Origin of the sequence: Ekhidna sp., from assembly GCF_965227465.1 — a bacterium.
Taxonomy (GTDB): Bacteria; Bacteroidota; Bacteroidia; order Cytophagales; family Cyclobacteriaceae; genus Ekhidna.
The window spans coordinates 1,390,771-1,403,474 of record NZ_OZ245746.1; the positions used below are offsets into that span (position 1 = coordinate 1,390,771).

13 protein-coding genes are annotated in these 12,704 nt (G+C 39.4%); 2 read left to right on the forward strand and 11 right to left on the reverse strand.

What is annotated here, in order from left to right:
• Window positions 1-66 precede the first annotated feature (66 nt).
• The 5 genes from ACO05G_RS06335 to ACO05G_RS06355 all read right to left on the reverse strand — a co-directional run bounded on the left by ACO05G_RS06335 (window position 67) and on the right by ACO05G_RS06355 (window position 5,592).
• A complete protein-coding gene (locus ACO05G_RS06335) occupies window positions 67-1,242 on the reverse strand; it encodes a cytochrome-c peroxidase (protein WP_421765206.1) in 1,176 nt (391 codons plus the stop codon).
• A 104-nt stretch (window positions 1,243-1,346) separates the two neighbouring features.
• On the reverse strand, window positions 1,347-1,787 hold the full coding sequence (locus tag ACO05G_RS06340) for a hypothetical protein (protein ID WP_421765207.1): 441 nt from the start codon (window positions 1,785-1,787) through the stop codon (window positions 1,347-1,349).
• A gap of 30 nt (window positions 1,788-1,817) precedes the next feature.
• Window positions 1,818-2,555 (reverse strand): tRNA1(Val) (adenine(37)-N6)-methyltransferase, encoded by a 738-nt coding sequence (locus ACO05G_RS06345; RefSeq protein ID WP_348281410.1) that lies wholly within the window; start codon window positions 2,553-2,555, stop codon window positions 1,818-1,820.
• A 95-nt stretch (window positions 2,556-2,650) separates the two neighbouring features.
• Window positions 2,651-5,269: an ABC transporter permease gene (locus ACO05G_RS06350; protein ID WP_421765208.1), complete on the reverse strand. Its 2,619-nt coding sequence runs from the start codon at window positions 5,267-5,269 to the stop codon at window positions 2,651-2,653.
• On the reverse strand, window positions 5,266-5,592 hold the full coding sequence (locus ACO05G_RS06355) for a PadR family transcriptional regulator (protein ID WP_348281408.1): 327 nt from the start codon (window positions 5,590-5,592) through the stop codon (window positions 5,266-5,268). Before ACO05G_RS06355 ends, ACO05G_RS06350 begins: the two co-directional genes overlap by 4 nt.
• 240 nt (window positions 5,593-5,832) lie before the next feature.
• On the opposite strand from ACO05G_RS06355, the gene ACO05G_RS06360 reads away from it, so the two are divergent.
• Window positions 5,833-6,042 (forward strand): RNA-binding S4 domain-containing protein, encoded by a 210-nt coding sequence (locus ACO05G_RS06360; protein WP_348281407.1) that lies wholly within the window; start codon window positions 5,833-5,835, stop codon window positions 6,040-6,042.
• Here the strand turns inward: ACO05G_RS06360 and ACO05G_RS06365 are convergent.
• From ACO05G_RS06365 to ACO05G_RS06380, 4 genes are all read right to left on the reverse strand, one after another.
• Window positions 6,039-6,404, reverse strand: coding sequence for a glyoxalase (locus ACO05G_RS06365; RefSeq protein ID WP_421765209.1), 366 nt, complete (start codon window positions 6,402-6,404; stop codon window positions 6,039-6,041). The two genes, ACO05G_RS06360 and ACO05G_RS06365, sit on opposite strands and share 4 nt — an antisense overlap.
• Window positions 6,405-6,629: 225 nt before the next feature.
• Window positions 6,630-7,127 (reverse strand): hypothetical protein, encoded by a 498-nt coding sequence (locus ACO05G_RS06370; protein ID WP_421765210.1) that lies wholly within the window; start codon window positions 7,125-7,127, stop codon window positions 6,630-6,632.
• A gap of 20 nt (window positions 7,128-7,147) precedes the next feature.
• On the reverse strand, window positions 7,148-7,516 hold the full coding sequence (locus tag ACO05G_RS06375; RefSeq protein ID WP_421765211.1) for a transposase: 369 nt from the start codon (window positions 7,514-7,516) through the stop codon (window positions 7,148-7,150).
• A 52-nt stretch (window positions 7,517-7,568) separates the two neighbouring features.
• Window positions 7,569-8,768 carry an NAD(P)/FAD-dependent oxidoreductase gene (locus tag ACO05G_RS06380; RefSeq protein WP_421765212.1) on the reverse strand — a complete coding sequence of 400 codons (1,200 nt, stop codon included), beginning with the start codon at window positions 8,766-8,768 and terminating at the stop codon, window positions 7,569-7,571.
• 60 nt (window positions 8,769-8,828) lie between these two features.
• Between ACO05G_RS06380 and ACO05G_RS06385 the strand changes: the two genes are divergently transcribed.
• Window positions 8,829-9,635, forward strand: coding sequence for an aminotransferase class IV (locus tag ACO05G_RS06385; protein ID WP_421765213.1), 807 nt, complete (start codon window positions 8,829-8,831; stop codon window positions 9,633-9,635).
• 3 nt (window positions 9,636-9,638) lie between these two features.
• On the opposite strand, the gene ACO05G_RS06390 is transcribed toward ACO05G_RS06385, so the two are convergent.
• Together ACO05G_RS06390 and pth are read right to left on the reverse strand one after the other, a co-directional pair.
• On the reverse strand, window positions 9,639-11,999 hold the full coding sequence (locus ACO05G_RS06390) for an ABC transporter permease (protein ID WP_421765214.1): 2,361 nt from the start codon (window positions 11,997-11,999) through the stop codon (window positions 9,639-9,641).
• A gap of 91 nt (window positions 12,000-12,090) precedes the next feature.
• Window positions 12,091-12,648 (reverse strand): aminoacyl-tRNA hydrolase, encoded by a 558-nt coding sequence (pth, locus tag ACO05G_RS06395; protein ID WP_421765215.1) that lies wholly within the window; start codon window positions 12,646-12,648, stop codon window positions 12,091-12,093.
• Between the last annotated feature and the right edge of the window lie 56 nt (window positions 12,649-12,704).

Consider the following 12,704-nt stretch of genomic DNA (forward strand, 5'->3'; position numbering starts at 1 on the left):
AATGAGAACATATTAATGTTGAACGGTAAAAACCGAATCTAGCCACTATTTGTTCCATTGCAGAAATTAATTGAACGGATCACTCCATTTTTCATTGGTATACACATCCGAACCGCTTAACGTTTTTATAAAAGCGATAACCGCATCCATTTCTGAATTAGTCATAGCAAGATTTTGAGGATTTCCTTGTGGATTTAATCTTCTATCAAGCCCGTTTCCATTAGCAGGTATATTGTTATAATGTGCTAAAACTTCGTTTAAATCATTAGTAAATCCTGTATGCATCATGGGGCCGTTAGATTGGCCGGTTGAGTTAAATAAATCCCTTAGTGATGGTGATCGAGTTATGTCTGTATCAAGTTCATTTGGAAATGAAAGTGAGGAAATGATACCATTGTTGGCACTGTTTGGGTCAATGTCAAACTCGGGAGCACGGTGGCACACGTTACAGCCAATCCCCCCGCTGACCCTTACTCCATTATTGTTAAAATTAGCTCTTTCCATAAACAAATTTTTACCTTCATTTTCAAGTTCACTAAAATTTGGAAAGTTGGAATCATCGTTGTTTACCTGGGCTCTTCCGATATCATATTTTGAATCAAAAGACTGGATACTTCTGATAAACTGAGCTAGCGCATTTTGCATCCGCTCTTCGGTGACATTAGCATCACCATACACAAAAGCGAAAAGCTCATTGTAATAGTCTATTGATTCTAACTTTTCCAAAAGCCCATTGATGTCTTCATTGCCATCCTCCCCGCTGTAGCCCATTTCGACATGGTCCTGTATCGGCATGGTACTCTGATCTTCTAAAGTATTGGCTCTTTCGTCCCAGAAGAAGTTGCTTTCTTGTGAAAACCGTGCATTTATTAATCTCATGGAGTGCCTTCCGGTTGTTCCATTAACCCCATCTGAAGCTATCGCATCATCTCCAAAGGCAAGGGCTTGTTGATGACAACTGGAACAAGAAATCGTATTATTTACAGAAAGGTTTTTATCGTAGAACAATACTCTTCCAAGTACAGCACCTTCGTTGGTGATTGGATTGGAAGATGTGTTATCCTTTCTTATATAAGCAGGCATCTCCTGATTTTCATAATTGGGGAGATCTTTGAGATTAATTGTTCCGGAGAATTGAGATAGAATGGCATCTTGATCTATGTTTAGAGCGATTTCTTCATCAGCATTTTCACACGAACAGAATATAAAAAGAAGAGTAAGAGAGAAGAATAGTTTAGTCATATCATCTTGTATTTAAGATTTAGACGAGGAAATGACTAAAACCCCGCAGGGGCCTGTTAGTGTTTCGATGAATTGAGTATATAGCATGATGAATTCGGGCCCGGTTAGATCACTCTTCCTTCAGATTCTGCTTTTTTATCCATACTGGCTCCTATGGCAAGCCCAATACCCAAGCCTATTGGCAGTCCGACACTAAGAAAAGCCATGCTATCCAGTACAATACCGAACACTGTACCAAAGGGAATTCCAAACATTGTCATTCCCAACGACATCCACAAGGCAGTGTAGTATCCTTTGCTTACATATTTCAGTTTGCTGACTGCTCGGTTATAGATTTTTGTTTGTGTTTTCTTAATTGCTTTAGACAAGCTTGGATTTGAATCATCGATCTTGTCTAACGCTGCTATTTCAGCATTGCCTTGAGAGATAAATTCTTCTGTCAAATCTTTTTCGTTCAATGCGACTATCAGATTTGTCAGGGATTGATACTTCTTATGTTCCTTGGCTGTGAGCGCATGTCTTTCTTTGGGTAGATTGAGCTTCATGTTTAATTAGTACGTGCATGAAAATAATTATTACAAAGATGGATTATTATAGTCCAGATAGTAGCTCTTCAATAGGCTCCAAAATCCATCCGTATATTTTCCGTCTGGTCTTCGGATAATTTTTTCTTCAAAAGCAGTCTTTTCATTTCGAAAAGTGAATGTAGCCATTTTCCGAAATACGTTTTGCCCTTCTTTGTTTCTGACAGTTACCAGTTTTCTTAAATACAGCTTTCCGGTTTCAGCTAGTTCAATAAATTGATCCATTTCCCTCTCAGGAAACAGCAAATAGAAAGATCCATTCTCCGTAAGAAACTTGCCAATTGATATTAGCAACTCCTCCGCTAAAAGGTCAGAGGCATGTAAGGCCTGGTTTTTACTTTCCGAGAGTCCCTTTTGACTTTGTGCGAAGAAGGGGGGATTGGATATGATGATATCATATTTATGGTCAGATACAAAGTTCTGAATGGCAGATTGGTAGACATTCAAGCGCTCTTTCCAATCAGATTGTTTAAAATTTGATTGAGCTTCTTCGAATGCTAATTCGTTAATTTCTACCGCATCAATAATGCTATGCTTTGTTCTCTGTGCAAGCATTAAGGATAGCAGTCCCGTACCCGTTCCAATGTCTAAAATCCGGTTAGGATCATCTTGCCGACTGATTTCACTCGCTACCCAAGCCCCAAAAAGACAGGCATCCGTAGTTACTTTCATCCCTGATTTTGCCTGATCTATTTTGAACTGCTGAAATTGAAAGTATGCGTTGGGCATAGGACTAAGATATTAACGTCATTGCGAGTGACGAAAGGATCGAAGCAATCTCTTGAATTAAAGGATTGCTTCGCTTTGCTCGCAATGACTTCCTATTACTCATACCTCAACTTAGTAGCCGGATTGGCTTTCGTCACCTTGGAAGCCTGCCAATAGATGGAAGATAAGCCGACAAGGAATAAAAACAAGATGCCGGCAAGGACCTCAAGCACACCCAGGCCCGATCCATATCTAAGAAGAAAATACAGGAATAGTTTATCATAAAATACATAAGAAACCGGAATTGCAATAAGTGCTGAAATCATAATCAGTTTGATGAAATCTTTGGTCAAGAGGTAATACAGGTTCCTGTTTGTAGCACCCATGATTTTTCTTACTGCAATCTCTTTAGTTCTGTTTTCGGTAGTGTAGGAAGCCATTCCCAGCAACCCTAAACATGAGATGGTAATCGCTAGAATACTCAGCACGCTGAAGAATTTAATTTGTACCCGTAAGAAGTAATAGGCTTCTTCGATCTCGTCATCTAGAAAACTGGCTTTGAAATTAATTTCCTGATCTATTCCATTCCAGATGGCATCCAGTTCATTGATGGTGCGCTTAATGTTTGAACTATTAACAGTCAGAAGGGCATAGTGACTCTTTTCGGGCGCATATCGAAACATTATCGGGCTAATTAGTTGACTTAACGGCTCAAAGTTGAAGTCTTCCAATATACCTGCAACTCGACATCTTGTGCCGTCTTCCAGAGTAAATCGAAGCGAGTCTTTTTGTAGGTTAAAAACCTTTGTTGACTTAAGAAATTGTTCATTAACTAATACGAGTTCCTCATTTTGGTTTGATGCAGCTAGCTCTTTGCTATTACCCCAGACCAGATTCATTTTCAAGTTTTCCACAAAATCATCTCCAATAAATACCTGATAGGAATCGAGTGTATCCTGATCGTTGGAGGTAGCTTTAACTTCATTGGATAGAAATAGTCCGGGAAGATCAGAGGAAGTAGTGATTACTTTTACATCTGGATGGTTACTCAACTCATGGATAGCCACTTGTTTGTCGATACCTTCAAAAGGGACGGTCAGTACATTGTCCGATTCAAATCCATGCTGTTTATTGAGAACGAAACTGTATTGTCGAACTATGGCAAGAACACCAATGACAAAAACAAGAGATAAGAAGAATTGAAATACAAAGAGCCCCTTTTTGAATCCCGAGACACTACTTTTTCCATTGATGATTTCTCCTTTCATCGTTTGAATAGGATTAAGCCTTGAGAAATACTGAGCTGGAAATATGCCTGCGAATAGGCCAACCAAAATAGCAAAAATGAGAAAGGTAAGAATTTGGGCAAAGCTCGGACTTGTATCCAACACTTCAGCGGCAATGATCATACTTAGAAATTCTTCCTTCATCGGATATAGAATCAAAAGCGATCCAATCAATGCTAAAACTGAGAGAAGGACGGTTTCCACAATAAATTGAGCTTTGATTTGGAATTTTTCCGCACCAACCACTTTTCTAACCCCAATTTCTTTTGCTCTTTTCAATGACTGAGCGATGGACAAGTTGGTATAGTTAAACACTGCGGGAAGCAATACCAGGAGACCCACGAACATAAAGAAAATCAAGGAAGGCTCATCCCAACCGATACCTATGGCATTACTAATGTTCCACCGAGGAACCACGCTGGTTAACTCAATTGATTCAATTTCAATAGCTTTTGTTGGGTTGAATTGGCTGGCTTTTTTAGCAGTCTGCTCTAAAGCTAAGGCTAGCTGACCATTGTTTACGTCAGGTTGTAGCATTAAATAGACGTAGTTGTTTCGATAGTTCACCCAGTCATTGTTGGGATGTTCACTTCTCATCTGCTCGTAAGTAGAATAGGAGGTAAGCATCTGAAAAAAGAAATGAGTTTGTTTCAAATTCTGGATAACACCGGTAATGTTGAAGCTACCAAGATCAGTCTCCAACACCTTACCAATAGGGTTTTGATCCTTGAACAGAACCTCAGCTACTTTTTCCGTAATTACAATATCAAACGGTTTGGATAATACGGTATTAGGATCTCCGGCTATTAGCTGAAAAGAAAATGTGTCGAAAAAACTTGGATCCGTGAAGTACCCACTGAAATTCATCATGTTACCTCTATGATTGACCTCCAGGTTTAGCTCGGAATTGAATCGTACTACCTCTTCGATGAAAGGATATTCTTCTTTCAGGAAATTTCCGACGGCTGGAAATGTGGAGCCAAAAGTTTTAGTTTCATCATCCGTTTCAATGAAGGTATTTAATTGGTAAATGCGGTCCTTTTTTTCCTGAAATTCATCAGATTGATAAATGGAAACTGAGATAGAGAGTGCCAGTAAACAGATACACATTCCAAGTGCTAAACCGAATATATTTAGCGACGTGAATAGCTTGTGTTTAGAGAAATTGCGAATAGCAATCTTGAAGTAATTTTTTAGCATAGCAAATGAGTTTTTGTGATAGAAAGAAGAGTAGGCGGCTTTTGACTTCCGCCTTTTTAGTCCGTAAGAAAACAGTAGGGAAAGTACCTGAACCCAGTATTTGAAGTCTGCTTTTAGCTTGCCTGAATGTTCAAGGGTTAGTCCATAGACCTCATCCAGATCTCCTTGAATATCCTCCAGGTCTGCTTTTCCTGCATACCATTTCAGCAGCTTTTCAGCCAGTTTTGGTGGGCTTGAAGAGTGTTTCATTTTAAAGAAAGATTGACTTTAGATCCTGCCCAAAGTTGATCTCTGAGCGCTTTCATATTGTTTAGCTCTGTCACTGCACTATCCGTCAGCTCGAAATAGCGCTTCCGTCTTCCACCTCGTTCATTAGTGGGTTCGCCCAGGTAGGAGGAGATATATCCTTTCTCTTCCAAACGTGTGAGCGTGGAGTGCAATGCACCAATACTCAACTTTCGATTAGCTCTTTCAGTAATGTCATTGAGTATGGCTACTCCATAAGCATCTTTCGCCAAGTTGGCGATTGTGAGGAGCACAAGCTCTTCAAATTCTCCGATGTATCCTTTCATGGTTTGTCTGCTTTTCTTTGGTTTAGTATCATTTCGAGCATCTGTGAGAAATCTTCCAAATATGATTTAGTGATTCCTTTTTAAAGATTTCTCCTTTCAGTCGAAATGACATTCGAATACGAAGTAGTATTACTTTCTACTTTTAAGAATTAATAGTACGGCAAGAATAAGAGATATGTTTCTATTTTTAAGAATTAATCATAAAAATAATTTTTGTAGCGCTACGATTACCTTTGCAGCATGCAAACATTTGAACTCGAAGGGCACGATTTTATAGAATTAAATAAGTTGTTGAAAATCATGCAGGTAGCCGGATCAGGAGGGGAGGCTAAGCAGTTGATTGACGAAGGACTGATCTCTGTCAATGGTGAAACAGAAAAACAGCGCCGAAAGAAGCTCCGCAAAGGAGATAAAGTCACCTTTAAGGAGCAGGAGATCGAAATTTGCTAGCGGGCAAACTCTGCCACGTGCCACAACACGCCTGACGGATCAAAAATGAAGCCTTCCTGGCCCCAATCAAAGGAGGTAGGCTCTACCAACTTAACTCCCTGGAATTTCTGATCCAGGTTCTTTCCTTTTAATATTTCCCAATAGGTCGTTAAATCATCAACTTCGAGGACCAGCATGCTGTTATCTACCCAATCTTTGACGTAGTGGTCTTGTAAGTAAAATCCGGTTTCATTAAGGTGAAAAAATGACATTTTAGGTGAGGTTACGATTTCCTCAAACCCCCATGCTAAATAAAATTTTCGAGATTGAATGTAATCTCTAGCCCCGATAAAGGGTCTGATCGATTTTACAGGTGATTTCATAATGGTTGGTGACTGGTTGAATCATGTAATTTCGCATAAAATTATCAAATGTGAATGTTGGTCAGAAGAAAGGTCTGCTTTGGAGTTGAGCAATTACTTTAATTGTATCTGAAAGGTATGTGCATGGCGCCAATTTTTTCGAGACCTACAAGATTGAACGTCACATAACTTTCATCTGCAGATATGAAAGCATGCATATTTATTTTGGCGTTCGTTATCGTTTCATTAATTATTGAAGAGTTTTGGAAGATCCATTTTCCAATCTGTTATCAAGAGTTTATCGAGAATCCTTTGGTTCTGTCCTATGACATAACAAATTCTTGAACAGTATGCCTGTCGAAATTTATGATAGGCGTCCTTGTTATACACGTCTTTCATATTGATTGTCCATTCGTCTGATGGATTTTCTGAAAATGAATCCAATCTTAGTACATAGGCTTCTTCTTGAAATGTATTCCTAATCTCAAAATATGCCTTTGGAGATTCTATATCACCTCCACAACCACATGTGTTAGCGATTATCAAAGGTTTGTTATGCATCGTTGTAGTGTTTAAGGTATCACCGGAAGCTGATTTAAAAGCAAAGTCAGGAGCAAGCATGCCTACTTGTAATCCCACTTTTTCGTTAAAGTTCTTTTCTTTAATTAATCGGATATACTCTCCGCTATTATTGATACTATCAAACAGGTAATACGATCCGTTTAATTTCAGGAACTCTCTCATCCTAATTAAATCACGTATTTCTATTGTATCTTTTTCGTTAAGTAGGCATCAGAATTGATTTCTTTTCTTTTGAAATTTGGCATGAACAGACTCCCTCTTCGGTCATACATTTTATTAAACGCCTGTGTGTAGCTGCTGAAGAAATTGGAAAATTGCTTACTAGCATATTTTTGAAATGTCTCGTACTTCCCAAATGGAGGCGCAAAGATTTTAGTTTGAATCAAGGCATGGAAGTGATTGGACATTAGACAGTATGCATATGTGTCCGCAACTGGCTCAATGTATTTAGCCCATTGACGAAGAAAGAAATGATAATTTTCATCTGAACGGAATAGATTTTCCGACCCGTTTGGATGATTGTAAATATGGTAGAAGACGCCTTGCTCCATTTGCTAAATATAGTAGTTGCAACTTTTGGAAAGTTTGAAACTTTCCAAAAGATTAACAAACACTCTCCGAAATCACCCACCCTGCACTCCAGCAGGCCTGAAAATTAAAACCGCCAGTCAGCGCGTCTATATCCAGTACTTCACCTGCAAGGTAGAGGTTCGGGTAACGCTTACATTCGAAAGTGTCTAAGTCAATTTCCGATAATTTCACTCCACCCGCGGTAACAAACTCATCTTTAAAAGTACTCTTACCAGTTACGGAGTATCGCCCTTGAGATAGCTCTTCCACCAGCTTATTGACATGTTTTTTTGAGAGTTCGGTAAAAGGAGTCTCCTCACTAATGTCACAATAGTGAATCATTCGCTCCCAAAATCGTTTCGGTAGGTCAAATAGTGGATAGTTAATGACCTTGCGTTTAGGATTGGCCTCCTGATAGTTTCTAATATGTTGTTTTACCTCGCCCGGTTTAATTCCCACGAAGTTGACAAGTACTTCAAATTGATATTTTCTTTCAGCCAACTCGTAAGCGCTCCGAGCAGAAAGCTTCAGCACAGCCGGACCACTAAGTCCCCAATGCGTAATAAGAAGAGGACCTGACTCCTCCAGTTTAGTACTCACGATTTTAATTTGGACCTCATTAAAAGAGATTCCCTGCAGATCATTCAATCGATCATCTGTAATATTAAATGTGAAAAGTGAGGGTACCAATGAAGTTATTTCCAATCCAAGACTTTCCAATACTTTCCAGGTCGCCGGAGATGCGCCGGTTGCCACAACCACCTTGTCTGCTAAAAAAACATCCTTTGCAGTGTGAATTTCCCATTGCTGATTTTTCGCATGCAGTGCTGTAAGTGATTGATTTTGAATGATGTTGATATTCAATCGCTGAGTTTCCGACATGAAACAGTCAATAATCGTCTGGGAGGAATCGGTCGTTGGAAACATACGTTTATCCACTTCGGCCTTTGTATCCACACCCCGTTCATTTAACCAGGTAACCGTATCTGAGGTCGTAAACCGTTTAAAAACGGAGTGCAGTTTTTTATTACCTCTTGGATAAAAATGGACCAATTCAGAAGGTTTACTTCGTTCATTGGTCACATTGCACCTTCCGCCTCCTGATACTTTTACTTTCTGCAGGAGTTTATTGGTTTTCTCCAGAATTGTTACCTGAAAATTGGGGTGCTTTTCAGCAATATTGATGGCAGTAAAGAAGCCGGCTGCTCCACCTCCGATGACAATGACTTTCACCTTTCAAATAAAGACAATTGTGATAAATCGGGAGTAAATTAAATGCTTAATTATACTAAAATGGCCTACTGTTATTTTAAAGGGAGTATCATGGATGAAGCAGAAGCTTCATTGTCTATTCATACTTTAGGCGTACTTAGAGGTTTTGGTGCATTCGATTTTTTTCGAATGCGAAATAAGAAATTTTATTTTTTGGAAGATCATTTGGATCGTTTTGAGCAATCTCAAAAATTCATGGGACTCTCGGAAATTATTTCCAAGGATGAGATTCGAGAGGCCTTGGATATGTTACGTGACTGGAACAAGCTCAATGATTCAGGATTTAAAATCGTACTGCTGGGAGACGGAAATGAATCTGAACTGGAGCTGAATCCATTGTTGTTCATTACGCAATCAGATCTTTCCAATCACAGACCAGCACCATATGCAAGTGTCATTTTGCACGATTATTTACGTGAATACCCGCACATTAAAACCACTAACTACCTGACAAGTAACCTGCTACATAAAAAGCGAATTGCGGCTGGAGCTATCGATGTGATTTATCATCATGATGATTTGATCAGTGAAGCATCCCGAAGCAATGTGTTTGTCATAACGGATGGTCTTTTATCAACCCCTTCTTCAAACATTTTACCGGGAGTAACCCGTAAGAATGTTTTAAACCTTTGCGATGGAGTGATTGATGTTTCCGTTAAAGACATTTCCGTTTCTGAATTTGTAAATGCAGATGAAGTTTTTATCTGTAGCACCCTAAAAGAAATTTGTCCGATAGTTGAGGTGGAGGGTAAACCCATTGGCAATGGTACAGTTGGGCCATTGACAAAGCAGGTATCGCATATGTTTCAACAATTAGTTCGGGATTAATATTTACTCATCTTTCAGGCAATTTGAAGGATTAATATGTGCTGCCCTTAATGCCTGAGAACTTACCGTCAACCAGGCTATGACTAGTGAAATGATAGCCGTACCGACGAATATCCAAATGCTGAGATCAATTTTATATGCGAAGCTTTCCAACCACTTATCCATGAAGTAATAGGAGATGGGTACTGCGATGATAATTGAAATGCCTACCAAGCGTGTAAAGTCCTTTGACAACATCATTACGATATTTGAAACAGACGCACCGAGTACTTTTCTGATTCCAATTTCCTTTAGTCTGCGTTCTGCGGTGAAAGTAGCCAGGCCAAATAATCCAAGACAGGAAATGAGAATGGCAAATCCTGCAAAGTAAGAGGAGAGTGTTCCAATTCTTGTTTCTGATTCATATAGTTCCTGATAGCTTTTGTCAAGAAATTCGTATTCAAATATGAATCCCGGACAGAATGTTTCATAGAGTTGTTGTACCTCCGTCATCGCAAGAACTTCTTTACCCTTTTCGAGCCTTACAGCTACATTCCAGGTATTGCCCAGCCAAAAGAATGCAGGATCAACTTCTCTATGGATTGATTGATAATGAAAATCCTTCAGTACTCCGATTATCTGTAAATCGTATTCCTCCCAAAGTTTGATCGTTTCTCCAATCGCTTCTTCACGGGTAAAGCCCATAACCTTAACTGCTGCTTCATTCATTACTATTTTGGTGCTATCTGAACCAAATTGTCTGTCGAACCACCGACCAGCAATCACTTGCATTCCCATGGTCTTTTGAAATTCATGATCCACCCGAATATTTTCAAATAATATCCGCTCCTCCGGCTGTTTCGTTCGCCAGTCTAATCCACTGGTATTATTCATTTGATGGAGCAGCGTGTGACTGGTTCCGGCAGCAGATACTACTCCTGGTACATTTCTGAGTTCATTGAAAAATGCCTCTCGTTTATCCTGAATGGTTCCTTCCTGACTAAAGAAAACCACATTGTCTCTCTCATAACCCAAGTTCTTCGTGAATGCATATTGAGTTTGCTTGTGTATGACAGTGACACCAACTATCAATATGATGGTGATAGTGAACTGGAAGATGACAAGCCCTTTTCGTGCCCATACCTCTCCGGCAGAACTCTTGATTTCTCCTTTTAACACTTTAACCGGATTGAAATGAGTAAGGTAGAGTGCAGGGTAACTACCGGCCATGAGACCTGTAAGGACCACAGTGGTCACCGAGAAAAGCAGAATTTGAGGAGTAAGAACCAGAGAAATTTCTTTATCTGTTATAAAATTGAATTGTGGCAATAGGAGCAGCACCAACAAATACGCGAACACCATAGAAACGAATGTGATCAAAAGCGATTCTCCAATGAATTGTTTGATCAGTGTTTTTCGATCTGCACCAATGGCCTTTCTTACACCTACTTCATGAGCTCTTTTAGAGGCTCGAGCTGTCGATAAGTTCATGAAATTGATGCATGCAATAACCAAAATAAAAATGGCGATTATTGAAAATAGCCTTACGTATTCAATTCGTCCGCCATCCTGCACACCATTCGTGTATTTGCCATAGAGGTACTGTTCAGAATATTTTTTCAAAAACAAGTCGACATTGCTGTCACCGTCCTCATTCTTACTTTTCACATATCCTGATATTTTTTCTGTAACGGATTGTTGTACAGCTCCTTCCCCCAAGATTACATAGGTGTGAGGGCCATTGTTGCCCCAACTTGTTACCCAGTCATTTTCATCTTTGAAATCCTCAAAAGGCAAGACAAAATCGAATCGATAGGTAGAGTTTTTGGGGATGTTTTCAAATACTCCGGTAATCAGAAAATCCCGATCATTTTCATATCGCAGTGTTTTGCCAACAGCAGCTTCGACATCACCGAAAAATTTCTCGGCAAGTTTCCTTGAAATGCAAATAGCGGATTTATCTTTCAACACATCATCTGGATTGCCTGCAAGTAGGGGATAGCTGAATATATTGAAATAATCCTCGCCAACGTGAAATCCTTCTTCTTTGAAGTATTTATCATTATTGTAAGACAATAGTGACTTACCTATCCACGTGGTAGTCGCAGCATATTTGATGTCTGGGAAATCAAGCTTTAAGTTCTCTGCAAGTATTCCGGGAGTGGAGTTTGTTGCGAACATCTCATTCGAATAGGTTTGAAACTCCATTACTCGAAAAAGTCTGTCGTCTTTTTCATGGAATTTATTCACACTCAATTCATCCTGTACCCATAGGTAGATAAAGAAGGCACAGGTAAGTCCGGTTGTCAGTCCAATTAGATTTACAAGTGAGGAGACACGGTGGCGGAGGAAATTACGTAACGTGATAGTGAGGTAATACTTCATATTTTGAGTAGTTGGATTGGATTAAGGATAGTTGCAATTGCATAATAGTTGCATATCCTAACTACTCAGGAAATCTATCGAGGTTACAAATTCAATTAAAGTGATTCATCGTTCGCTCCAAACCAATGGTGCAAAATGATTTAACTGCATCAATTGCTCTATCCATATTCAACACCAATTCATCCATTTCCACCTTAGAAAATGGACTAAGAACATAGTCTACTTGTTGTCCTTTGTGAAAGTCATCTCCAACACCAAAACGTAAGCGAGGGTAATTGGCGCCACCTGTGAGTTGTTCAATATTCTTTAGTCCATTGTGCCCGCCGGCCGATCCTTTCGGTTTTAACCTGATTTTTCCATAAGGAAGGGCTATGTCATCGGTGATGACAAGCATGTTTTCTTTCGGTATTTTATGTTCCTGTAGGTAGTGATTTACTGCCTTACCACTCAAATTCATATAGGTTGTTGGCTTGATCAGGTGGAGTGTTCGGCCTTTGTATTTCACCTCTGACGTATAGGCCAGTTTATTCATTTCAAATTTCACTCCTTCTTCATCAGCCCACCGATCCAAAACAAGAAAACCTATGTTGTGGCGAGTTATTTCATACTCGGGACCGATATTCCCCAATCCGACGATTAAGTATTTCATAGTTTAAAAGACAAAAAAAATCCCGACTGTAAAGGTCGGGATTCAAATATAATAAT

Excerpts from the sequence above, each read along its gene's own strand:
- ACO05G_RS06335 (WP_421765206.1), bottom strand. The coding sequence starts at position 1,242 with ATGACTAAACTATTCTTCTCTCTTACTCTTCTTTTTATATTCTGTTCG.
- ACO05G_RS06365 (WP_421765209.1), bottom strand. The coding sequence starts at position 6,404 with ATGAAATCACCTGTAAAATCGATCAGACCCTTTATCGGGGCTAGAGAT.
- ACO05G_RS06345 (WP_348281410.1), bottom strand. The coding sequence starts at position 2,555 with ATGCCCAACGCATACTTTCAATTTCAGCAGTTCAAAATAGATCAGGCA.
- ACO05G_RS06390 (WP_421765214.1), bottom strand. The coding sequence starts at position 11,999 with ATGAAGTATTACCTCACTATCACGTTACGTAATTTCCTCCGCCACCGT.
- ACO05G_RS06370 (WP_421765210.1), bottom strand. The coding sequence starts at position 7,127 with ATGAGAGAGTTCCTGAAATTAAACGGATCGTATTACCTGTTTGATAGT.
- ACO05G_RS06385 (WP_421765213.1), top strand. The coding sequence starts at position 8,829 with ATGGCCTACTGTTATTTTAAAGGGAGTATCATGGATGAAGCAGAAGCT.
- ACO05G_RS06360 (WP_348281407.1), top strand. The coding sequence starts at position 5,833 with ATGCAAACATTTGAACTCGAAGGGCACGATTTTATAGAATTAAATAAG.
- ACO05G_RS06355 (WP_348281408.1), bottom strand. The coding sequence starts at position 5,592 with ATGAAAGGATACATCGGAGAATTTGAAGAGCTTGTGCTCCTCACAATC.
- ACO05G_RS06350 (WP_421765208.1), bottom strand. The coding sequence starts at position 5,269 with ATGAAACACTCTTCAAGCCCACCAAAACTGGCTGAAAAGCTGCTGAAA.
- ACO05G_RS06340 (WP_421765207.1), bottom strand. The coding sequence starts at position 1,787 with ATGAAGCTCAATCTACCCAAAGAAAGACATGCGCTCACAGCCAAGGAA.
- ACO05G_RS06375 (WP_421765211.1), bottom strand. The coding sequence starts at position 7,516 with ATGGAGCAAGGCGTCTTCTACCATATTTACAATCATCCAAACGGGTCG.
- pth (WP_421765215.1), bottom strand. The coding sequence starts at position 12,648 with ATGAAATACTTAATCGTCGGATTGGGGAATATCGGTCCCGAGTATGAA.